The organism is Roseomonas alba (genome assembly GCF_019430885.1).
GTDB lineage: Bacteria > Pseudomonadota > Alphaproteobacteria > Acetobacterales > Acetobacteraceae > Neoroseomonas > Neoroseomonas alba.
In genome coordinates this window covers 250,609-272,346 of record NZ_JAHYBZ010000005.1, presented here as the reverse complement: position 1 = coordinate 272,346, position 21,738 = coordinate 250,609, and the positions used below count along the sequence as shown (strand labels likewise).

Genomic DNA, 21,738 nt, shown 5'->3' with positions numbered 1-21,738 from the left:
CCAAAGGAGGCGGATGTAACTCGCGATGATGCGGTGGGATCAGCGTCCCTCAGTCTTGGTCGGGCTGATCGGCAGCGGCATCCAGGCCTCTCGGACACCTGCCATGCATGAGCGCGAGGGTGCGGAACAGGGCCTGCGCCTTGTCTATCGCCGCATTGACCTGGAGGTGCTCGGCCTGGCGGCGTCGGCCCTGCCCGATTTGCTGTCCGCTGCGGAATGGATGGGTTTCGCCGGGTTGAACATCACCTTCCCGTGCAAGCAGGCGGTGATCCCGCTGCTGCACGAACTGTCGGAAGAAGCCCTGGCGCTTGGCGCGGTGAACTCGGTGGTGCTGCGCGACGGGCGGCGGGTTGGGCACAACACCGATTGCGCCGGCTTCGCCGAGGCGTTTCGGCGCGGCCTGCCGGGCGCGCCACGCGAGCATGTGCTGGTGCTTGGCGCCGGGGGCGCAGGTGCCGCGGTGGCCCACGCCCTGCTGACCGAGGAGGTAGAGCGGCTCTCGATCACGGATGCTGAAGCGTCGCGCGCCGAGGCCCTGACTGAGAGCCTGGTGGCGCGTTTCGGCGTGGGGAGGGCCCGGGCCGTCCCTCATGCCGCATCCGTCATGGCGGCGGTGGATGGGCTCGTGAACTGCACGCCGGTCGGCATGGCCAAGCACCCCGGGATGCCACTGCCTGCCGCTCTGCTGCGGCCCGACATCTGGGTCGCCGACGTCGTCTACTTCCCCTTCGAGACCGAATTGCTGCGCAGCGCACGCGCCCTGGGCTGCCGCAGCCTCGATGGCGGCGGCATGGCGGTATTCCAGGCCGTGGGTGCCTTTCGTCTCTTTACCGGGAAGGCGCCTGATGCCGAGCGCATGCTGCGCCACTTCAGGGAAATGACGGGTGTCTGATACCAACGGCACGAGGCTTTGCCTCGTGCCGAGGCCGCGAATGCGGCCCGCCGGCAGTCCGGCGAAAGCCAAGCAAACCGGAGGTTTGCGCCCGGCGTCTGAGGTCCGCAAATGCGCATACCAAAGGTCGACGACTTCGACCTTTGGTATGAGCCTTACGGCTGCACATAGCGCAGCACGGCTTCCACAATCATGCGCCGGTGCGCCGCGACGGTTTCCGGTGCTGCCAGATCGGCACCGAAAATGGTCCGCAGCGTGTGGCGATTGGAGACGCGGTAGAAGCAGAAACTGCTGATCAGCATGTGCAGGTCCAGGGGATCCAGCCCTCGCCGAAAGTCGTTCGACGTTTCGCCCCGCGCGATCAGGGTCTTCAGGGTCCCGATGATCGCCGCATTGCGTTCCTGAATGATCGGGGAGGCTGCGACCATGCGCGCCTCGTGGATGTTCTCGACACTGACCAGGCGGACGAATTCGGGGTGCTCCGCGTGGTGGTCGAAGGTCACTTCGACCAGGCGACTCAAAGCCTCGGTCGGCGACAGCGCGTCCAGATGCAGGGCCTGTTCCGCATCGCGCATGCGGCCGTACATGTGTTCGAGTACCGCAGCATAGAGCTGCGCCTTGCCGCCGAAATAGTAGTAAATCATGCGCTTGGTGGTACGCATGCGCGCGGCGATGTCGTCGACGCGCCCACCCGAGAACCCCTTCTCGCTGAACTCCGCGATCGCCGCTTCCAACACCTCCAGACGTGTCTGTTCGGGCATGCGTCGGCGCACCGGCGCGTGGGCCTGCTCGGGTTCGGGGGGGCTGGGCATGGCTGCTCCGCTGTGACCATGGCAGTCTGCCACAGCTGCGGCGCCCTGTCAGAGCGCGCCGCTGGCCAATGCGTGCTCGACGCCGCCGAGGATGTGAGCCGCCAATATCTCGCGAGCCGCCGCTGCGTCCCGGCGGATCGCAGCGTCGCAAAGGCCGCGATGCTCGCGAACCGCAATCTCTCCTCGGAAACCCAGAGCGAGGTTCTGGTAGCGCGTATACCGGTCGAAGACGCTCGCATGCGTCGCCATCAGCGTGCGCGATCCGCATGCGGAGATCAGCGTCTGGTGGAACTCGGCATCGAACCGGCGCCAGGGCACGAGTGCCGCGCCGTCACCGTTGCCGAGGCGGCATTGCATCTGCTCAAGCTTGTGGTGGACGGCGACGACCCGTGCTTCCCACTCCACGTCGCCCGCACGGAAGGCGTGTTCCAGCGCATGGCCTTCCAACAGCAGGCGCAGTTGCGCCAGTTCACGCAACTCGGTCCTGGAAAAGCGGGCGACCTCGAAACCGCGCTGGCCTTCGGCGAGAACCAGGCGCTCGGTGACGAGGCGACTGAGGCTCTCGCGCAAGGTGCTGACCCCGACGCCATAGCTTTCGCGCAGCCGGTCGAGCGTGAGCTTTCGGCCGGGTGCCAGGGCGCCTTGCAGGATATCGGCGCGGATTCGGCCATAGGCGCGTTCGCTCGTATCCACCGAGCCCGTGTCCGGCCCGCTCATCGCCCACGGACCAGCGCGACGTTTGGCTCGGGCGTTACCGACGCCATCCCGGGCGATCGCCGGGCGAAGGGTGCGAGGGCACCACCGCGGACAACGTGGTCCACGCAGCCATCGACATGGTCGCGCAGGATCGCCTGCGCGCGCGGGGCATCCCGCGCCAGGGCGCAGGCCAGGAGGGCGGCATGCTGTTCCGCCGCGACTGCGCCGCGGAACACCACGGCGACCATCTGATAGCGCAGGAACCGGTCGTAAGCGGCCGCGTAGGTCTCCAACAGCGTCACCGAGCCGCAGGCCGAGATCAGCGCCTGATGGAATTCACGATCGTAGCGCTTCCACTGCGTGGCGTCCGCCGCCTCGCCGGCCAAAAGGCGCCGTTCCAGGATTGCGAGCTTGTGGTGGGCCGCGACGACCTGCCCTTCCCAATCGAGGTCCCCGGCGGCGAAAGACTCAGTCACGGCGTAGCATTCGAGGAGCAGGCGCAGCTCCGCCACCTCGCGGAAATCCTCGGACGACACCGGAGCGACAGCGAAGCCGCGCTGGCCTTCCGCGACAACGAGGCCCTCCGACGCCAGGCGAAACAGTGCCTCGCGCAGCGTACCGATGGCGACGCCGTAGATCGCGCGCAGGCCGTCGAGGCCGAGCTTGCGTCCCGGCGCCAGACTGCCGGCCAGGACATCTGCGCGAATGCGACGATAGGCCGCCTCGCCTGGTGTCTCCTCGGTTTCGTGTCCTGCGCCTGCCAACCGGGCCAATATCGCGCCTCCCGCGGGGAGCCGTCCCCCGCTCAGTATCGGCGAGGACAGCGTCCAGGAACAATAGCCGGTATTCTCCGAAATCTTGGACGATTCGTGAAATCACTATTGATCGCCCTCCCATCCGCTCCTAGCGTCGTGCTCAGCCGCTGCGAGACGGCCAAGGAAAACTTGGGAAGGGAGAACGCCCATGCGACCGCTTACTGGACGCCGGTCCGTCCTGACGGCTGCCGCGGCAACGCTGGCTGTGCCGGCGCTGCCTGCTGGTGCGCAAACGCGCCGTCGCATTCGCTTCACCGCAGTGTTCTCCGACCAGGACATTCGCGCCGGGGCAATGCGCGCCTTCAAGGATGACCTTGCCGCCGACTTCGACGTCGAATTGCACCTGAACGCGACGCTGTACCGCCAAGGGACCGAGCTCGTCGCCATGCAGCGCGGCAATGTCGAGATGGGGAACCTCTCGCCACAGGACATTTCGCGCCAGATCCCTGCCTGGTCGGTCATGGCCTCCGCCTATCTGTTCCGCGACGCCGATCACATGAGGAAGGTGTTCGACGGAGAGATAGGCGCCGAGTTCAAGCGCATGGCGCGCGAGCAGCTCAACGTACACATCCTCGGGCCGCTGTATTTTGGTACGCGGCACGTCAACCTGAAGCCTCGCAAGCGCATCAATACTCCAATCGACATGGCGGGGATGAAGCTGCGCATGCCGCCCGGCGAGACGTGGCAGTTCCTCGGCGAGGCGCTCGGCGCCAACCCGACGCCGGTCGCCTTCGCGGAGCTCTACACGGCGCTGCAGACCGGCGCCGTGGACGGGCAGGACAATCCGCTGCCGACCAGCCGCACCATGCGCTTCTATGAGGTCACGACGCAGTTCGTGCTGACCAGCCACCTCGTGGCTTACGACCTGCTCTCGATATCGTCGCGCTTCTGGGACGGTCTCGACCAGGCGCAGCGCAACCGCGTCGAGGCCGCCGCAAACAAGGCGATCGACCAGAGCACCCGTCAGCACCTCGCGCAGGAGCAGGAGACCGCCACGTTCTTCCGCTCCCAGGGTCTCGAAGTCTACGAGCCCGACGTCGCGGCGTTCCGGGCAGAGGCGCAGCGTCGCTACCTGGCATCGTCGCAGGCCCAGAGCTGGCCGGCGGGAATTCTTGAACGCATCAACGCGGTGCGCTGATCCGCATGTCCTCGGCGGTGGGCCGCGCTTTGGCTTGGACGCGGCGGCGCGCCGAGAACGTGCTGGCCCTGCTCCTCGTGACGATGTTCGTCGCCTTCATCATCCAGATCCTCATGCGGTACATCGTCAATTCTCCGGTCGGGTGGACGATCGAGGTGTCCACGTTGGCATGGCTGTGGGGCGTGCTGTGGGGTGCGGCACTGGTTCTACGCGAGGAGGAGGAGATCCGATTTGATGTCCTCTACGGAATCCTGCCCCAAGGGTTGCGGCGGGCCTGCGATGTTGTGACAGGCGGTGCAGTGGTCGCCGTCTTCGGCTGGTCGCTTCCTGCCGTCGTCGACTACGTGACGTTCATGAAGGTGGAGAGGGCGGCCTATCTCGGTATCCGCTTCGACTACCTCTACTCGGTCTATGTAATCTTCGCGGTGGCGATGATCGTGCGGCATGGCGCGATCGTCTGGCGCGCACTCAGCGGATCGTCGCGGCCAGCATGAATTTCGAGAGCCCCTTCTCACTCGCGCTTGCCGCCCTCATCGGGCTGTCGGTCATGGGCCTGCCGATCGGGCTTGCGATGATCACGGGTACCATCCTGTACCTCGCGCTGTCGGGGCAGGACATGTCGATCGCCGCGGAGCAGGTGCTCAACGGGCTGAATGGCAGCTTCATCCTCCTCGCTGTACCGCTGTTCATCTTCTCTGCCGGCCTCATGAACGCCGGAACGATGACCGACCGGTTGCTTCGCTTCTGCAACCTGCTCGTCGGACGTTTCCGCGGCGGACTCGGCCATGTGAACGTGGTCCAAAGCGTCATCTTCGCCGGCATGTCGGGTTCCGCCATCGCGGATGCGGCAGGCAGCGGCAAGGTCATGATCGACATGATGCGCCGCGGTGGCGCATATCCGGCCAGCTACGCCGCCGCCATCACCGCGGCCACGGCGGTGGTGGGGCCAATCATCCCGCCTTCCATTCCGATGGTGCTCTATGCATTGATCTCGGATTCGTCGATTGGCTACCTCTTCCTCGGCGGCGTCGTACCTGGGCTGCTGATGGCCATCGGCTACATGGGCATCAACACCTGGATGGCGCACCGGCACGACTACCCCGTGGCCGAGCGTGTGCCGCTGCGCGACATTCCTCGCCTGACCTGGGAGGCAATGCCGACGCTGCTGATGCCAGCGATTCTGCTCGGCGGCATTTATGGCGGGGTGATGACACCAACCGAGGCTGCGGCAGTCGCCGCCGCCTATGCCTTCCTCGTCGCCGTGCTGCTGTACCGCAGCCTGTCGTTGCGCGACCTGTATCGCGCGGTTCTGGACAGCGCGCGGTCGACCACCGCGATCGGCATGCTCATCGCCGGCGCGCTCGCCTTCAACTACGTGGTCACCAGCGAGAACATCCCGGCCGCGGTGCGCGACCTGCTCGCGGGATGGGAGCTATCGCGGGGGCAGTTCCTGCTCGTCGTGAACCTGGTGCTGCTGGTGCTCGGCTGCCTGCTGGAAGGCAGCACCATCCTGCTGGTGGTGGTTCCGGTGCTGATCCCGACAGCCCAGGCGCTTGGCGTCGACCTCGTACATTTTGGCGTCGTGGTGGTGGTCAACATCATGATCGGCCTGATCACGCCGCCATACGGGCTGCTGCTCTTTATTGTGGCGAAGCTGTCGGAAACGCCGCTGCTCGCCGTGGTGCGGCATGTGCTGCCCTTCATCGCCGCTGCCATCGGTGCCCTGGCCCTGATCACCTACGTGCCGGAACTCGTGCTCTGGCTGCCGCGGCAGCTCGGCTACCAGGGCTGAGATCGCACCGAGGATCGCAAACAAGGAAGAATCCGCCATGCCCCGCGTCATCCACGTGCTCAACGGACCGAACCTCAACCGTCTCGGAAAGCGGGAGCCAAAAATCTACGGCAGCACCACGCTCGCCGAGGTCGAGGCGATGTGCCGGGCTGAGGCCGGCGACGACGCCGTCGTCTTCCGACAGACGAACTGGGAAGGCCAGCTCGTTGAATGGATCCATGAGGCGATCGATGGTGAGGCAGCCGGCATCGTGATCAATCCTGCTGGACTGACTTTTCGCTCCATCCCCGTCCTTGACGCCTTGAAGATGTTCAGCGGCGTCATCATCGAGCTGCATATCTCGAACATTCACCGGCGCGAGCCGATCTACCATCAGTCCCTTGTTTCCACCGTTGCGACAGCCGTCATTGCGGGGCTCGGGGCAGGAGGATATGCGACTGCCATGCGGTCGATCCGGCAGCTTTTGGACGCGAGCGCGGCGTAGCAGTTCCGGCTTTCGCCGGCGTCGTTGCTATGAGACCTGCGCGCATAAGGCTTGCTGCTCACGGTCCGCGGCCTTGGTGCCGGCGATCAGGAAAGTCAGTGAGAGCTTATTGCACGCCGTGTTGACGGAGGACCGATGGCGCGCCCCATACTCCTCTACCGCGAGCCAAACCTCCATCAGCGCTTGCGGCTCAAAGAAGCGCGGCCGATCGGCGGGACGGCGTCGCCCGCTGGGTGACGACGATTGCTGTGCTGGCTGGGGCTTGGAATCCGCACGCATGAGAGTCCTCGCATCGAGTTGTAGGGGCACGCTCCGCGTTACCGCCGACCAAGGAAAGCGTCGAAGGGCTGTGTCTGCGTCCCGGGTCCCTGAAACGCACAACTCATACAAGCTCCCGTTGAGTGGAACAGATGAGCCCAATCGCGCAGCCCGATGGACATGATGCGCCAGGGCTGGTCGGTGAGCTTGTTCGAGGCGTGGCAGCGGTGGTCTACGATGTCGTCGTGATCAAGGAAGACTCGGTTCGAGAGCCAGTTGTCTCGCATGAACTGCCAGACGTTCTCCATGACGTTGAGCTCGGGGCATTGCCCACTGCCCGGGCCACTGCGAAGGAGATCCGCGCCCGCATCTACGAGGGGCCGGACTGACCGCTTCCGCCGGCATCTCCTACAACAAGTTCCTGGCGAAGCTCGCCTCGGATCAGCGCAAGCCCAACGGCCAGTTCGCCGTGACGCCGGAGATGGGGCCAGCCTGGGTGAAGACGCTGCCGGTCGGGCGCTTCCACGGCGTCGGCCCGGTCACGACGAAGCGCATGCAGGCGCTCGGTATCCAGACCGGCGCCGATCTCCGCGCGAAGTCGCCGGCCTTCCTGCAGGCGCATTTCGGCAGTACTGTCGCCTGGTGCCATGCCATCGCTCGCGGCGAGGATGACCGTCCCGTCGATCCCGACCGGACGCGCAGTTCCTCCGGCTCGGCAACGACCTTCGATTGCGATCTCGTGGATCCCGCCGGGATTGAGGCCGGCGTGCTGCAGATGGCCGACGACGTCTGGGCGTGGTGCGAGAAGGCCCAGGCCTTCGGGCGGACCGTAACGGTGAAGGTCAAGTTCGGGGAATTCCGGCAGATCACCCGGAGCCGGACCCTGGCCGCCGCCATCACCGAGCACGCGCAGTTGCTGCAGGGAGCCTCGACCTGGCCCGGTCGGTCTACCCCCCCCGGACGGGCATCAGACTGGTCGGCGTGACCGCGTCAAACTTCATAGCCGACGCCGCCGGCGACCTTCCCCTGTTCTCCGAGGCTGGCTGATGGCGCAGCGTGCCGGCACCGCCGACATGCCGCTGCATGGCGGCCGCATGATCCACCAGCAGCCTGCCGCCTTACCTCAACACCAGATGGGCCACATCCTCCGCTAAGCAGCCGGCTCCGCTGTCTCACCGCATTCGACGACGGACACTCGCTGGCCGACCCGGATCGCTTCTCCCAGGCCGCCCGAGCGCCCGGCCAAGAGACCGGCCGCAATGGAGCAGCGACGTCTTGGTGCTCTGCCAAGCGGCGGGAGTTTGCTAGGGCGTGAACCGTCACTAGAGCATTTCCGGCAAACTTCCCTTCACCTGCAATGCTCTAGGCATTTGTTTTTGCGAGCATCTTCGCCTGTCCAGATGAGTTCATCCGGACAGGATCTGCTCTAGGCTGTTGCCTCGAAATCCCGCGTGCACCTCAGGCATGAACTGACGCTGATCGTGACCAGAGTCCTGCGGTCAGCCTGCACTCCGTCCAATGGGCCAGCGTCCCTCTTTCCAAAACCTCGCAGCGCCTGGGTGCAGTGGCACGGGCAGATCGCGCCCTTCGGCGATCGCCAGCAGCCCTGAATAGGCTGAGGACGACCGCCGCAGCTCGTCCCGCCGCTCCGCCAGGAGCCGAACCAACGCCAAGACCTCCTCCTCATCGCGCGCCTCGGAGGTCGCGAGCACGGTGTCGACCGACAGCGTCCGAATATCAGCCTGCTGCTCCGGATAGGTGCCGGCCGGGATAATCGCGGGGCGGTAGCCTGGATTGCTGTCGATGAGCTGATCAATCAGCGCCGGATCGAGCTGGATTGGATATGCGGCTTCCGGATAATCCTGCAGCACCGCTCGGAAGCTCGGTGCTTCGCTGTCGAGCAACCCCATGATCAGATCAACATTACCCAGAAGTAGTTGCCGCGCGGCTTCGGCGAATTCGAATTCCGCGATCTGCCCACCGGCTTCCTGCATCCGCCGCGCCGAGACGCCCGCCATCCGCAGCAGGTCCCGCAACAGGCGCTGACTCGCGAAGCCGGGCAGTCCGCTGGAGATGCGCAGGCCGGCCGCCTCACGCAGACTCCCGAACCGCACCCGCCGGGACGCAACAGCATGAAGCGTGACGGTCGACAGTCGGGTCGCAATCCGCAGCCGACGCATCGCCGTGGCGAAAGGCGGCCGCCCCTCATAGGCCGCATGGATCGTCGTCGCCGTGGTGATGCAGTAGGCGGCTCGCCCTTCCTCCAACTCGACCAGATTGCTCACCCCTCCGCCCAACGAGGGCACGGTGGCAAGGCCCGGAATGCGATCACCAATGAGCGTGGTCAGCGCCTCCAGCCCGTCCCGCCAACTGCCGGAGCTCGCACCACCCAGGATGCGCGCACCGAGGCGCGACGACACCTCATTCGCCGCGGCGACCAGGTCGGTGGCGAGCCGCAGTTCCGTCGCCGCGCGCAGCCGGCTTTCCGTCATGGCCAGCACCAGCGCACCGATGGCCGCCCCGGCATGGTCGCGGATCACGGCGGCGAGCCGCGCCGTGCGCTCGCGCCGCCCTTCCTCGACGATCTCACTGGCATAGCGGCGCTGTCGGATGGTTTCTAGATGCGGTGCCGCCCCGGCCGCGGCCGAGGCAGCCAGGATCGCGACGCCGGCGATGTCGGCCGCCACCGCGGCGCTGCGTCCCAGCGCCGGATCGACATCCGCCGATCGCGGCGACCCGTATTCCTGCACATAGACGATCCGCCCTCGCTCGGCTTCGAGGAGGGCGAGCGAGACGGTCTCTCCGGTCCGTTCCGCGAGTTGCCGGATGACCGGCGCGGCGACGGCATGCACCCCCGGCCGCCGCAAGGCGACGGCCGAGACGCGCAGCAATTCAAGACCAAGGCGATAGCGGCGCAGCACGGGATCGAACTGCAGGAAGCCTTCGCGGCGCAGCGTCTTGAGGAGCCGGTGCACCGAGCTGGCCGGTTGCCCGAGCGCGGTGGCGAGTTCCCGCGCGCCCCATTCCTCCTGCCCATCGATGAAGCAGCGCAGCACGGCGAATGCCTTGCCGATGGCATCCGTGTCGCCGAAGGCCGACGCCTCATCCCCTGGCGCGACCATGTCCAGCCGGCCGGGATCGTCGGCTGATGAGGGGGCGGGATCGTTCATGGGTGCCGTTTAAGCGTCCGGAGGCAGGCGCGCAAACGCCGGTCCCGGCCCAATTTGTCCCACATTATGGCACATTTGCCATCATCCAGCGGATTCCGGGTTGACGGTTGGGGGCTGGGCCGTCAGCGTGTCCCATATTGTGGAACATCTGAGCGGAGCTGGCATGTTCAGCATCGGCGTCGATATCGGCGGAACGTTTACCGACTTCACCGTCCATGACCGGCGCACCGGCCGCCTCTTCGTGGAAAAGTGCCTCACCACCCCGCGCGAGCCGGAGCGTGCCGTGCTCAACGGCCTGGAGGCCCTCGCCCGCCGCATCCCGGGGCTCGAGGCGCAAAGCGAGCGCGTCAACCACGCCACCACCCTCGTCACCAACGCGATCCTGGAGCGGAAGGGCGCGCGCGTCGCACTGCTCACGACCGAGGGATTCCGTGACGTCATCGAGCAGCGGCTGGAGTTCCGCTACGACGTGTACGACCTCTTCATCCGCTTCCCTGACCCCGTCGTGCCGCGCCAGCTTCGCTTCGGCATCGAGGAGCGCGTCTATGCCGATGGCGATGTCCTCACGCCGCTGAACGAGGCACAGCTCCTCGAGGTCGTCGCCGAGCTGAAGCGCCTCGACATCGAGGCCGTCGCGGTCTGCTACCTGCATGCCTACCGCAACCCCGTGCATGAGCGGCGCACCGCGGAGCTCCTCGTCGAGCACCTGCCCGGCGTGCCGGTCTCGCTCTCCCATGCCGTCAACCCCGAGCCGCGCGAGTACGAGCGCAGCTCGACCACGGTGCTGGACGCCTATGTGAAGCCGGTGGTCAGCGCCTATCTTGAGCGCCTGTCCGGCGAGTTGGCGCAGCGCGGCATCAGGCGCGAGCTTGAGATCATGCTCTCGAACGGCGGCAGCACCACCGCCAGCACCGCGCGCGACTACCCGATCCAGATCATCGAGTCCGGCCCCGCAGCCGGCGTCGAGGCAGCAATCTGGACGTGCGGGCAGATCGGCATCGCCGATGCACTGTCCTTCGACATGGGTGGCACCACCGCGAAGCTCTGCGTGATCCGCGACGGCACAGCGGGCCGGGCCCGCAAGTTCGAAGCTGGGCGCGTGCATCGCTTCGTCGCCGGCAGCGGGCACCCGGTCGCGGTCCCGGTCTATGACTTGGTCGAGATCGGCGCGGGCGGCGGCAGCATCGCGCGGCTCGATCAGCTCGGCCTGATCGCCGTAGGGCCGGAGAGCGCCGGCGCCGATCCCGGCCCCGCCTGCTACGGCCAGGGCGGCGCATTGCCCAGCGTGACCGATGCCGACCTGCTGCTTGGCCTGCTCGACCCCGCGCATTTCCTGGGCGGTCAGATGGCGCTGGACGTCGCCGCCGCCGAACAGGCGGTGCGGGAAGCGGTCGCCGAACCGCTCGGCATCAGCGTCACCGAGGCGGCCTACGGCATCTTCGACCTGGTGAACGAGACCATGGCCGCCGCGGCACGGCTTCATGTCGCGGAGAAGGGTTGCGACCCGACGCGGCTTTCGGTCATCGCCTTCGGCGGGGCGGGGCCGGTGCATGCGACGGAACTTGCGCGCAAGCTCGGTTGCCCGCGCGTTGTCTTCCCACCCAATGCCGGCGTGATGTCCTCGGTCGGGCTGCTCACCGCCCCGCCGTCCTTCGAGCGCGTCCTGCCGCTGAAGCTACGCGCCGCTACGCTGTCGGTCGCGGCGCTGCGCCAGGCCGTCGCTCCGCTGCGCACCGCGATTGCCGCCACGTTGGCGCAGCCGGAAGCCGCCGTCACCTTCCGCTACGTCGCGGAGATGTGGCACCAGGGCCAGGAGTACCCGATCGAGATCGGCTTCACCCCGGCCGAATTCGATGAAGCGCTGCCAAGGCTACTCGCCGCCCGCTTCGCCGAGCGGTACCGCGAATTGTATGGCCGGCCTGGCGACGACACGCCGGTGGAACTCGCGGGTCTGCGCGTCGTCGGCGACCTGCCGGAACAGCGCCTGACCGAGGTCGCGCCCTTTGCCCCCGGCACCGCTCGCTCGCTCGGGACGCGGCGGCTCTACGACCCCGCCACCAAGGCGTTCCACGACGTGCCGGTGATCGACCGCGCCGCACTTCAGCCGGGCGAGGAGATCGCCGGCCCCGTGGTGGTCCAGGAACGCGAATCCGGCTTCGCAATCCGCGCCAACGACCGGCTGCGCGTGCACGCCAGCGGCGCCGTCTTCGTCGAACTGGGCTGAAGGAGAACAACGCGATGGCTCGCTCGCTCGACCCCATCCTGACCAAGATCCTGTGGAACCGCCTGATCTCCATCGTGGACGAGGCGGCGACGGGGCTGGTCCGCACCTCCTACTCCATCGTGGTGCGCGACTACCACGACTATTGCGTCGGCATCTTCGACGCGCGCGGCAACATGCTGGCGCATTCGACCAAGACCGCCCCGGGCTTCATCGCGATGATGCCGAATGCGATGCGGCACTTCATGCAGGTCTATCCGGTGGAGACACTGCGCGAAGGCGACGTCATCGCCACCAATGACCCGTGGATCGCGACGGGGCATCTGCTCGACCTCACCGTGGCGGCGCCGATCTTCCTCGACGGCACGCTGGTGGGCTTCACTGTCTGCGTCGTGCATCACCTGGATATCGGCGGCCGCATGGCCTCGATCGAATCCCGCGACATGTACGAGGAAGGGCTGAAGATCCCCATCCTCAAGCTCTATGAGGCCGGCCAGCCCAACGAGACACTGCTATCCGTGATCCGGGCCAATGTTCGCATGTCGCCGAAGGTCCTGGGCGACATCAATGCCCAGATGGCGGCGAACAGCATCGTCATCGCCGGCGTCCGCAAGATGATCCGCGAATACGACTTCGCCGATCTGGAGGCGCTGGCCGACACCATCACGAGGCTGGCGGGGCAGAGCATGCGTGCCCGCCTGCGCGCCCTGCCCAATGGCATCTATCGCAACGAGGTGCGCCTGCCCCCGGTGGGCGCGCTGACGGAACCGATGGTGATCCGCGTTGCCGTGGAGATCGCCGATGAGAGCGTCATCGTGGATTATGAGGGATCGAGCCCCGAAGTCGAAGCGGCGGTGAACTGCACCCTGCCCTTCGCCACCTCCTACACCGCCTATGGCATCAAGGTGATGGTGGACCCGACGGTGCCGAACAATGCGGGCTGCCTCGAACCCATCACGGTGCGGGCGCCGCGCGGCAGCATCATCAGCTGCAACCCGCCGGCCCCAACCTGGGGCCGCACGGTCATCGCGCACAACTTGCCCGAGGCGCTGTTCGGTGCCCTGGCGCCGGCCATGCCCGGTCAGGTCATCGCCGCCTGCGGGTCCACGCCCTTGGTCGCGATGTACTTCAACGGCCGCAAGCATGATGGGGAAGAGTTCCTCTCCATCATCTCGCATTGCGGCGGTTTCGGGGCCTCCGCCGACCGGGATGGTTACGGCACGCTCTGCTTCCCCTACAACACGGCCGCGATCCCCGTCGAAGTCACCGAGGCGGATACCTGCCTGGTCTATCAGCGCAAGGAATTCGCCGCCGATACGGCGGGCCCGGGCCGCCATCGTGGTGGCGTTGGGCAGGAAGTCGTGTTCCGCGTAGCGGACGGGTCGCATGCCCCGCCCTCGCCAGTGGCCTCCACACTGCGCGGGTCGCCGCGCAATCCCAACTCGACCTATCCGGCCTTCGGGCGGGATGGCGGCGGGGCGGGGCGCGGCGCCACGCTGACCCTGAACGGCAATCCGGTCCCGCAGGGCGGCCGCCAGCAGCTGCGTCCCGGTGACGAGGTCTGCCTTCTGCTGCCCGGCGGCGGCGGGCATGGCGATCCACTGACGCGTGATGCCGACGCGGTGCGCGCGGATGTCCTGGCCGGCCTCGTGACGCGGGCAGGGGCGCAGGCCGACTACGGCGTCCTCCTTGAGGGAGCGGAGGCAACCATCGACCACGCTGCGACCAGCATCCTGCGGCGGTCGCGCAGCGAGAGCCTGCAAACGGCCGCCAACTGACGGAGAGAGACCGAACAGCGACAGCTGGAGCGACGCCAACCGTAGAAGGAGAGACCCGATGCCTGCGTCATCGCGCCGAGGACTGCTTGCCGCCGCGGCCACGCTGCCTGCCTTTCGCATCAGCCGGGGCCATGCCCAGGCAAGCCTGCCGGACCGACCGATCCGCGTGATTTGCCCCTGGGCGCCGGGCGGCGCCTTCGATGCCTATCTGCGCGGGTTCGTCACCATCGCGCGCCGGCATTTCGAACGCACCATGGTGGTCGAGAACCGGCCCGGCGCATCGGGTTCGATCGGCATGGCCTATGCCAAGAACCAACCGCCCGACGGCACGCTGATCTGCGGCGCGACGGATGCGAGCTGGCGCATCACCATGGTCCAGCAGGTGGACTACGATCCGACGCGCGACTTCACCTACCTCGCTGCAATGAACAACCTCGCCCTAGGCTGGGCGGTGCTGCGTGACAGCCCGATCCGCGACCTGAAGGACCTGGTCGAGCGCGCGCGGGCGAAGCCCGAGGGCGTGACCTATGCCGGCAGCGGCACGCCGGCGAACCCGCCCTTCGGCATGAAGCTGCTGGAACATCGCGCCGGCATCCAGTTCCTCTTCGTGCCCTTCCCCGGCGCCGGCCCTGCCGCGAATGCGCTGATGGGCCGCGACGTGGACGTGATGTACGACACGATCGGCGGCATCGCCGGTCTGCTGGAAAGCGGCGACGTGCGCCTGCTTGCCACCACCGCCAAGGAACGCCTCGCGCGATATCCCGATGTACCAACGGCGCGGGAACAGGGCTTCGATGTGGAGTTCGACTATGCGTCGGGCTTCGTCGCCCCGCGTGGCATGGCGCCCGAGCTCGCGGACCTCATCACCGACCGGCTGAAGCGCAGCTTCGACGACCCGGAGCATGCGACGCTGCTCGCGCGCGTCCATCTGACGCCATGGTGGCGCGGCCGCGCAGCCTATGAGGAGTATGTCGCGACCATGCTGCTGGAGCAGCCACCGCTGCTGCGGGCCATGGGGGTGATCCGGTGAGGCGCCGCACCGTCCTCGTCACGGGGGCCACCGCGGCCCTGTCGCCGCCCGCGGCCGCGCAGACCTGGCCGACACGGCCCGTCCGCATCATCGTGCCGAACCCTGCAGGCGGATCCTCCGATGTTCTGGCACGTATCCTGGCCGCCGAGTTGTCGGGGCGCTTCGGGCAACCCTTCGTCGTCGAGAACCGTGGCGGCGCCGGCGGCAATATCGGTACGGAAGCGACTGCCCGCGCAGCACCCGATGGTTACACCTTCGGCGTCGGGACGGTGACGCAGTGGGTGACCAACCAGTTCCTCTACCGCAGCCTGCCGATCATCCCGATGCGTGACCTCGCCTTCGTCGCTATCTGCTGGGAGAACGCGAATGTCATGATCGTGCCGACGGCCTTTGTTCCGTCACGTAGCGTGGCGGAGTTTGTGACCTGGGCCAGGCCACGACCGGATGGCGTGAATTTCGCCAGCAGCGGTGTGGGCTTCACCTCTCATCTGCTGGGCGAGCTCTTCGGACAGCGGAACGGGATTCGCGTCACGCACGTCCCCTTCCGCGGGGCGGCGGATGCCGCGCCGAACATGCTGCGCGGTGACGTACTGTTCGCCATCGACAACCTCGCGAGCTGGCTACCGCTGATCGAGAGCAGCCAGGTCCGTGCTCTCGCCATGGCCGATGCGTCGCGTACGCCCCTGCTGCCTGATGTGCCGACCTTTACGGAACTCGGGATGCTCGGTTTCGAGGCCGCGGTATGGGCCGGCTTCGTCGCACCAGCCGCGACGCCAGCGCCGATCGTGGAGACGGTATCCACCGCCCTGCGCGATATCATTGCGCGACCCGAGATTGCGCAGCGCATCACCGCCGCTGGCGCGCGGCCCGTATCATCGAGCCCTGCGGTCATGCGCCAGCGAGCTGAAAGCGAGACGTCCTTCTGGCAGAATCTTGTTCGGATCTCAGGCGCGCAGCTGTGAGCCAGGTGTTTAGTCCCGGCATTTGATGGTGCGGGTTTGGGTGAAGCGTTGGGGCTGATCGGCCCATGCCTTGCAGATGTATTCGTATGGAGTGAGGCCGCGCAGGCGTTTGAGGCGCTGGGCGAAATTGCAGGCGGCGACGAAGGCATCGAGTTGCCGTCGGAGCTGGTCGTGGCTTTCGTGGTGGAAGCGCTTGACGGTGACATCCTGCTCTGCAGACGGAGTGGTTGAGCGTGGCGCCTTCGGGCCGGTGGGCTGGTCGGTCCCTGAGGATCGCTTGCGCCACTTGGCGATGATCTTCGGGTTTACCCCGTAGTGTCGCGCCAGGTCCCTCGGGCTCGCTTGATTATGCTGGATCGCTCGACGGACCGCCTCTGTCGTGCGGGCGCTCCCGTGGAGAACCTGGCCCTTAGCGCGTCCTTCGATGGCCAGGAAGACACAGCACCATCAAACCCTGGGATCAGACACCTAGACTGATCAGAAGAGGCTCTAATCCTTACCGGTGTTTGCGTCCGTGCTCCGTCCATTCGGAGGATGCCTGATTTGTACGCAGCGCTCATATGCGCATGACGCAGATCGAGTGGCGCGCATATTGCTCCATGCCCGGCGGCCACATTCGGCCTAGCAGTTCCGGGGTAACCTCGATGTTCGATCTGCAATCCATCCGTCCTGGCCGCCGCGCGCTCCTGCTCGCCAGCGTGTTTGGGGCGATCGCCAATGGCGCAAAGGCACAGACAGCCTCACCGCGTCGGGGCGGCACGATGGTAATGCTCGTCCATCCTGAGCCTTCAACGCTGGCAGCCTACGCCGTCTCCGCAGGCAATATCCCGCCCGTGACGACGCAGATCTATGAAGGCCTGCTCACCTATGACTGGGACCTGAAGCCGGCACCTCTGCTCGCGAAATCGTGGGAGATCAGCCCGGACGGCAAAACCATCACCTTCCGCCTGCAGGAAGGCGTGACCTTCCACAACGGCCAGCCCTTCACCAGCGCCGATGTGCAGTACTCCTTCATGGAGATCGCGAAGAAGGTGAACCCGAACGGGCCGGTGATCCTCGCCGAGCTCACCTCCATCGACACGCCGGATCCGCTGACCGCGGTGTTCAACCTTGCCAATCCGGCGCCGTATCTGATGGTTTCGCTCTCCGCGAACTACATCCCGATCGTCTGCAAATCGGTGTTCGAGGGCACGCAGCCCATGCAGAACCCGAGCGCGAACCGCCCGATCGGCACCGGCCCCTTCAAGTTCGCGGAATGGAGCCGCGGACAGTTCATCCGCCTCGATCGCAACGACCGCTACTGGAAGCCGGGGCTGCCGATGCTCAACCGCATCATCGCACGCTTCATTCCCGACGCGTCGACGCGCTCCGCGGCGCTGGAGGCCGGCGAGGCGCACTACGCCGCCTACAGCGCGGTCAATGCCGCCGACATCCGGCGCCTGCAGGCAAACCCGATCCTCGACAGCACGACGCGGGGCTACGGCATGACGGCGGCGCTGACGACGCTGGAATTCAACACGCGCCGCCCGAACCTTGCGAAGAAGGAAGTGCGCCAGGCCATCGCCTATGCGATCGACCGGCAGTTCCTCGTCGACAACGTGCTCTATGGCTTCGCCAAGCCGGCGACCGGGCCGCTGAGCTCGGTCTTCGCGACCCAGGGCTTCTATACCGACCAAGTGCGCCGCTTCGACGTGCCCGACCGCATCGAGATCGCCAACCGCCTGATGGACGAGGCCGGCTTCCCGCGCGGGGCCGACGGAAAGCGCATGTCGCTGTATCTGGAGATCAACTCCTTCGGCGAGCAATGGCTGCGTCAGGGCGAATACATCAAGCAGGCGCTGGCGCAGATCGGCATCGACCTCACGCTGCGCAGCGAGGACACCGCCACCTGGCTGCGGCGCTGCTACACTGACTATGATTTCGACATCAACGAGCCGTTCTATTCCGCCGGCGCCGATCCGGTGGTGGGCGTGCATCGCCACTATGTCTCCTCGGCGATCCGGCGCGGCACGACCTTTGTGAACAACAAGGACTATCGCAATCCGGAACTCGACCGGATCATGGATGCGGCGACGCGGGAGAACGACCACGCGAAGCGCGCGGAACTGTATCACCAGGCGCAGCAGATCCTGGTGGAGGACAGCCCCGGCGCCTGGCTGTGCGAGGTCCAGTACGTCACCATCTTCAACAGGAAACTGCACGACCACACCGGTCCGCTCGGTGCCTATCAGGCCTTGGACAGGGCCTGGCTGGAACGCTGACCCATGCGCCGCTGGCGATATTTCGGGTACCGCCTGCTGCTGGCGGTGCCCGTCATTTTCGGCATCCTCGTCCTGAACTTCTTCCTCATCCGCCTCGCGCCCGGCGATGCGGCTTCGGTGCTGGCGGGGGAAAGCGGCGCGGCGACGCCGGAATACACCGAGCTGCTGCGACAGAAATTCGGCCTCGACCGGCCCATGCCGGAGCAGTTCATCGCCTACATCACCGCTGCACTGCGTTTCGACCTCGGTTTCTCCTTCCGCAATGACTCGCCGGTTCTGGACCTGATTCTCGAACGGCTCGGGCCGACGCTGCTGCTGATGAGCACGGCCTTCACCATGGCGCTGGCGCTCGGCACGCTGCTCGGGCTGCTGGCCGCGGTGGCGCGCAACACCTGGCGCGATGCGGCGATTTCGGTCGCCACGCTGATCTGCTACGCGACGCCGGGCTTCTGGCTCGGGCTCATGCTGATCGTGGTGTTCTCCCTCACCCTCGGCTGGCTGCCGACCAGCGGCTTCGAGAACATCGCCGAGGGCTATGAGGGCTGGGAGCGCGTGCAGGACATCGCCCTGCACCTCGTGATGCCGGCCATGGCGCTCGGGCTCTTCTACCTCGCGCTCTACACGCGGGTGATGCGGGCCTCCATGCTGGAACAGACCGGCATGGACTATGTCGTGACCGCGCGCGCCAAGGGGCAGACCGAGACACGCATCATGTTCGGCCACATGCTGCGCAATGCCTTCCTGCCGGTGCTGACCATGGCGGGCGTGCAGGCCGGCAACCTGATCGGCGGCTCGATCGTGGTCGAGACGGTCTTCGGCTGGCCCGGCGTCGGCACCCTCGCCTTCACGGCGCTGCAATCGCGCGACCTCAATCTGCTGCTCGGCATCTTCTTCATCTCCGCCTGCATCGTCGTGGCGATCAACCTGATCGTGGAACTGCTCTATGTGCTGCTCGATCCCAGGATCCAGGCGTGATGCCTGACGGGCTGAGGCGCTTCGCGCGCAACCGCATGGCGGTGCTCGGGGCGATCGTCATCGCGATCATCGTGCTGGTGTCGGTCCTCGCACCGTTCCTGTATCCGAAGGGCGCCTTCAGCCTGGCGGGACAGCCCTTGCAGCCGCCGAGCCTGCAATTCCCACTCGGCACGGATGCGCTGGGACGCGATGTCGCGGCAGGCGTGGCGGAAGGTGCCCGCACGTCATTGCTGATCGGCATCGCGGCCGCGCTCTCCGCCGTGATCTTCGGTGCCATGATCGGCGGCATCGCCGGCTATTACCGTGGCACGGTGGACATCGTGCTGATGCGCGTCACCGAGTTCTTCCAGACCATACCCGCCTTCCTGCTGGCCATGCTGCTGGTGGTCATCCTCTCGCCCTCGCTGCTCAGCGTCATCATCGCCATCGCGGCGGTGTCCTGGCCCGGCATCGCGCGGCTGGTGCGCGGCGAGTTCGTCGCCCTGGGCGGGCGCGAGTTCATCCTGGCGAGCCTCGGCCTCGGCGCCAGCGGGCCGCGCATCATCTTCCGCCACCTGCTGCCGAACTGCCTGTCGGCCATCATCACCGTGGGCTCGCTGCTGGTGGCCACCGCGATCCTGCTGGAGACCGGGCTCGCCTTCCTCGGCCTCGGCGATCCGAACATCATGAGTTGGGGGCTGCAGATCAGCGCGGGGCGCGTGTCGCTGCGCACCGCCTGGTGGGTCTGCACCTTCCCCGGCATCGCCATCCTGCTCACCGTCCTGTCGATCAACCTCGTCGGCGACGGGCTGAACGAGGCGCTGAACCCGAGGCTGCGCGAACGATGAGCGACATCGTCCTCGACATCCAGGACCTGACCATCAGCCTGCCGAAGGGCGCGGATCGGCCAAGCGCGGTCACCGGCATGAACCTCACCCTGCGCGCGGGGGAGGTCACCTGCCTGATCGGCGAATCCGGCTCCGGCAAGTCGCTTGCCGCCCGGGCCGTACTGGGGTTGCTGCCGGCGCCGCGCGTGCGCGTCACGAGTGGGCGCATTCTCTTCGAAGGCCAGAACCTCGCCACGATCGCGCCCCGGGATATGGCGAAGATCCGCGGCGCGCGCATCGGCATGATCTTCCAGGAACCGATGACGGCGCTGAACCCGCTGCACCGCATCGGCCGGCAGATCGAGGAGGTCTTCCGCATCCACACCACGCTGGGCCGCGCCGAACGCCGGGCGCGCGTGGTTAAGCTGCTGGCCGATGTGCATCTGCCAGATCCGGAGAAGATCGCGCGGTCCTATCCGCATCAGCTTTCCGGTGGGCAGCGGCAGCGCGCGATGATCGCCATGGCGCTGGCGCTGGAACCGAAGCTGCTGATCGCGGACGAACCGACCACCGCGCTCGATGTCACCACCCAGGCGCAGATCCTGCACCTGATCCACGAATTGCAGCGCGAACACGGCACGGCGGTGCTGTTCATCACCCATGATTTCGGCGTGGTGGCCGACATCGCCGACCAGGTCGCGGTGCTCCAGAAAGGCGTGCTGGTGGAATCCGGCCCGCGCGATGCAGTGCTGAACGAACCGCAGCATCCCTATACCAAGGCTCTGCTCGCAGCGGTGCCGCGGCTGGTGGTGCCGGACCGGCCGGCGACGGAGCCGGGCCTGGTGGTGCTCGAAGCCATCGATGTGGCAAAATCCTATGCGGCGCGGGGTCTCTTCGTGCGCGGGCGGGCCACGCGCGCGCTCGACCATGTCAGCGTGCAGCTGCATCGGGGCGAGACGCTCGGCCTCGTCGGGGAATCCGGATCGGGAAAGTCGACGCTGGCGCGCGCGATGACGCGGCTGCTCGGCATCGATTCCGGGGACATCATTCTGGAAGGCGAGGCGATCACGCATCTGGCGCCGCGCGCCATGCGGCCCCACCGCCGCCGCATCCAGATGGTGTTCCAGGATCCCTATGCCTCGCTCGATCCGCGCCAGCGTGTGGCGGACATCATCGCCGAAGGGCCGATCATCCACGGCGTCGCGGCGAAGGAGGCCCAGGCGCGCGCGCGCCGGTTGCTCGGCCTGGTCGGGCTCGATCCCTCCGCCGCCGATCGCTATCCGCATGAATTCTCAGGCGGGCAGCGGCAGCGCATCGGCATTGCCCGCGCGCTCGCGCTGGAACCGGATGTGCTGGTGGCGGACGAGCCGGTCTCGGCCCTCGACGTCTCCGTGCAGGCGCAGGTGCTGGACCTGCTTGCGGACATCAAGGCGAAGCTCGGCATCTCGATGCTGTTTGTCACCCACGACCTGCGTGTCGCCCTGCTGATCTGCGACCGCATCGCCGTGATGCGCCATGGGTCGATCGTCGAGATCGGGCCGGCTGCGCAGATCTTCAGCGCACCCAGCCACCCCTACACCAAGGCACTGTTTGACGCCGTCCCCGGCGCCGCCTGGAGCGCTCACATGCCGGTTCCCGCGGAGTAGCG

The 21,738-nt window shown here is 66.7% G+C and carries 18 protein-coding genes and 2 pseudogenes; 14 read left to right on the top strand and 6 right to left on the bottom strand.

Annotated elements, in window-relative coordinates:
* Positions 1-25 precede the first annotated feature (25 nt).
* On the top strand, positions 26-892 hold the full coding sequence (locus KPL78_RS15875) for a shikimate dehydrogenase (RefSeq protein ID WP_219763953.1): 867 nt from the start codon (positions 26-28) through the stop codon (positions 890-892).
* 155 nt (positions 893-1,047) lie between these two features.
* Here the strand turns inward: KPL78_RS15875 and KPL78_RS15870 are convergent, their stop codons facing one another.
* Genes KPL78_RS15870 through KPL78_RS15860 form a run of 3 tightly spaced genes read right to left on the bottom strand, consistent with a single transcriptional unit; the run spans position 1,048 to position 3,173 of the window.
* The gene (locus KPL78_RS15870; protein ID WP_219763952.1) at positions 1,048-1,704 is read right to left on the bottom strand and encodes a TetR/AcrR family transcriptional regulator; all 657 of its coding nucleotides are present in this window, start codon (positions 1,702-1,704) and stop codon (positions 1,048-1,050) included.
* A 48-nt stretch (positions 1,705-1,752) separates the two neighbouring features.
* Entirely contained in the window at positions 1,753-2,421 is a 669-nt protein-coding gene (locus KPL78_RS15865; RefSeq protein WP_219763951.1) for a GntR family transcriptional regulator, read from the bottom strand.
* Positions 2,418-3,173: a GntR family transcriptional regulator gene (locus KPL78_RS15860; RefSeq protein WP_255569054.1), complete on the bottom strand. Its 756-nt coding sequence runs from the start codon at positions 3,171-3,173 to the stop codon at positions 2,418-2,420. The genes KPL78_RS15865 and KPL78_RS15860 overlap by 4 nt, the downstream gene beginning before the upstream one ends.
* Before the next feature lie 247 nt (positions 3,174-3,420).
* Here KPL78_RS15860 and dctP point away from each other — a divergent pair, with 247 nt between their 5' ends.
* The 4 genes from dctP to KPL78_RS15840 are packed head-to-tail and all read left to right on the top strand — an operon-like array spanning position 3,421 to position 6,629.
* On the top strand, positions 3,421-4,353 hold the full coding sequence (gene dctP, locus KPL78_RS15855; RefSeq protein ID WP_219763950.1) for a TRAP transporter substrate-binding protein DctP: 933 nt from the start codon (positions 3,421-3,423) through the stop codon (positions 4,351-4,353).
* 5 nt (positions 4,354-4,358) lie between these two features.
* Positions 4,359-4,847 (top strand): TRAP transporter small permease, encoded by a 489-nt coding sequence (locus KPL78_RS15850; RefSeq protein ID WP_219763949.1) that lies wholly within the window; start codon positions 4,359-4,361, stop codon positions 4,845-4,847.
* A complete protein-coding gene (locus tag KPL78_RS15845) occupies positions 4,844-6,145 on the top strand; it encodes a TRAP transporter large permease (RefSeq protein ID WP_219763948.1) in 1,302 nt (433 codons plus the stop codon). Before KPL78_RS15850 ends, KPL78_RS15845 begins: the two co-directional genes overlap by 4 nt.
* Positions 6,146-6,182: 37 nt before the next feature.
* The gene (locus tag KPL78_RS15840) at positions 6,183-6,629 is read left to right on the top strand and encodes a type II 3-dehydroquinate dehydratase (protein ID WP_219763947.1); all 447 of its coding nucleotides are present in this window, start codon (positions 6,183-6,185) and stop codon (positions 6,627-6,629) included.
* Between the two features lie 404 nt (positions 6,630-7,033).
* Here KPL78_RS15840 and KPL78_RS15835 read toward each other — a convergent pair.
* Positions 7,034-7,213, bottom strand: a pseudogene (locus KPL78_RS15835) (IS630 family transposase); the annotation flags it as partial.
* A gap of 143 nt (positions 7,214-7,356) precedes the next feature.
* On the opposite strand from KPL78_RS15835, the gene KPL78_RS15830 reads away from it, so the two are divergent.
* The gene (locus KPL78_RS15830; RefSeq protein WP_219763946.1) at positions 7,357-7,872 is read left to right on the top strand and encodes a DinB/UmuC family translesion DNA polymerase; all 516 of its coding nucleotides are present in this window, start codon (positions 7,357-7,359) and stop codon (positions 7,870-7,872) included.
* A 514-nt stretch (positions 7,873-8,386) separates the two neighbouring features.
* Here the strand turns inward: KPL78_RS15830 and KPL78_RS15825 are convergent.
* On the bottom strand, positions 8,387-10,057 hold the full coding sequence (locus KPL78_RS15825; RefSeq protein WP_219763945.1) for a TAXI family TRAP transporter solute-binding subunit: 1,671 nt from the start codon (positions 10,055-10,057) through the stop codon (positions 8,387-8,389).
* 163 nt (positions 10,058-10,220) lie between these two features.
* Here KPL78_RS15825 and KPL78_RS15820 point away from each other — a divergent pair, with 163 nt between their 5' ends.
* From KPL78_RS15820 to KPL78_RS15805, 4 genes are read left to right on the top strand one after another with little or no spacing between them, the layout of a single operon-like run.
* Positions 10,221-12,281 carry a hydantoinase/oxoprolinase family protein gene (locus tag KPL78_RS15820; protein WP_219763944.1) on the top strand — a complete coding sequence of 687 codons (2,061 nt, stop codon included), beginning with the start codon at positions 10,221-10,223 and terminating at the stop codon, positions 12,279-12,281.
* Between the two features lie 14 nt (positions 12,282-12,295).
* A complete protein-coding gene (locus KPL78_RS15815) occupies positions 12,296-14,056 on the top strand; it encodes a hydantoinase B/oxoprolinase family protein (protein ID WP_219763943.1) in 1,761 nt (586 codons plus the stop codon).
* A gap of 58 nt (positions 14,057-14,114) precedes the next feature.
* Complete coding sequence (locus KPL78_RS15810) at positions 14,115-15,086, top strand: Bug family tripartite tricarboxylate transporter substrate binding protein (protein WP_219763942.1); 972 nt, start codon at positions 14,115-14,117, stop codon at positions 15,084-15,086.
* On the top strand, positions 15,083-16,048 hold the full coding sequence (locus KPL78_RS15805) for a Bug family tripartite tricarboxylate transporter substrate binding protein (RefSeq protein ID WP_219763941.1): 966 nt from the start codon (positions 15,083-15,085) through the stop codon (positions 16,046-16,048). Before KPL78_RS15810 ends, KPL78_RS15805 begins: the two co-directional genes overlap by 4 nt.
* On the opposite strand, the pseudogene KPL78_RS15800 reads toward KPL78_RS15805, so the two are convergent.
* Positions 15,975-16,474: pseudogene (locus KPL78_RS15800) on the bottom strand (hypothetical protein). The gene KPL78_RS15805 and the pseudogene KPL78_RS15800 overlap by 74 nt on opposite strands.
* 407 nt (positions 16,475-16,881) lie before the next feature.
* Here KPL78_RS15800 and KPL78_RS15795 point away from each other — a divergent pair.
* Genes KPL78_RS15795 through KPL78_RS15780 form a run of 4 tightly spaced genes read left to right on the top strand, consistent with a single transcriptional unit; the run spans position 16,882 to position 21,736 of the window.
* Positions 16,882-18,309, top strand: a complete 1,428-nt coding sequence (locus tag KPL78_RS15795) for an ABC transporter substrate-binding protein (protein WP_219763940.1) — start codon at positions 16,882-16,884, stop codon at positions 18,307-18,309.
* Between the two features lie 3 nt (positions 18,310-18,312).
* Complete coding sequence (locus KPL78_RS15790; RefSeq protein WP_219763939.1) at positions 18,313-19,284, top strand: ABC transporter permease; 972 nt, start codon at positions 18,313-18,315, stop codon at positions 19,282-19,284.
* Positions 19,284-20,111, top strand: a complete 828-nt coding sequence (locus KPL78_RS15785; protein WP_219763938.1) for an ABC transporter permease — start codon at positions 19,284-19,286, stop codon at positions 20,109-20,111. The genes KPL78_RS15790 and KPL78_RS15785 overlap by 1 nt, the downstream gene beginning before the upstream one ends.
* A complete protein-coding gene (locus KPL78_RS15780) occupies positions 20,108-21,736 on the top strand; it encodes an ABC transporter ATP-binding protein (RefSeq protein ID WP_219763937.1) in 1,629 nt (542 codons plus the stop codon). Before KPL78_RS15785 ends, KPL78_RS15780 begins: the two co-directional genes overlap by 4 nt.
* The last annotated feature ends 2 nt before the right edge of the window (positions 21,737-21,738 follow it).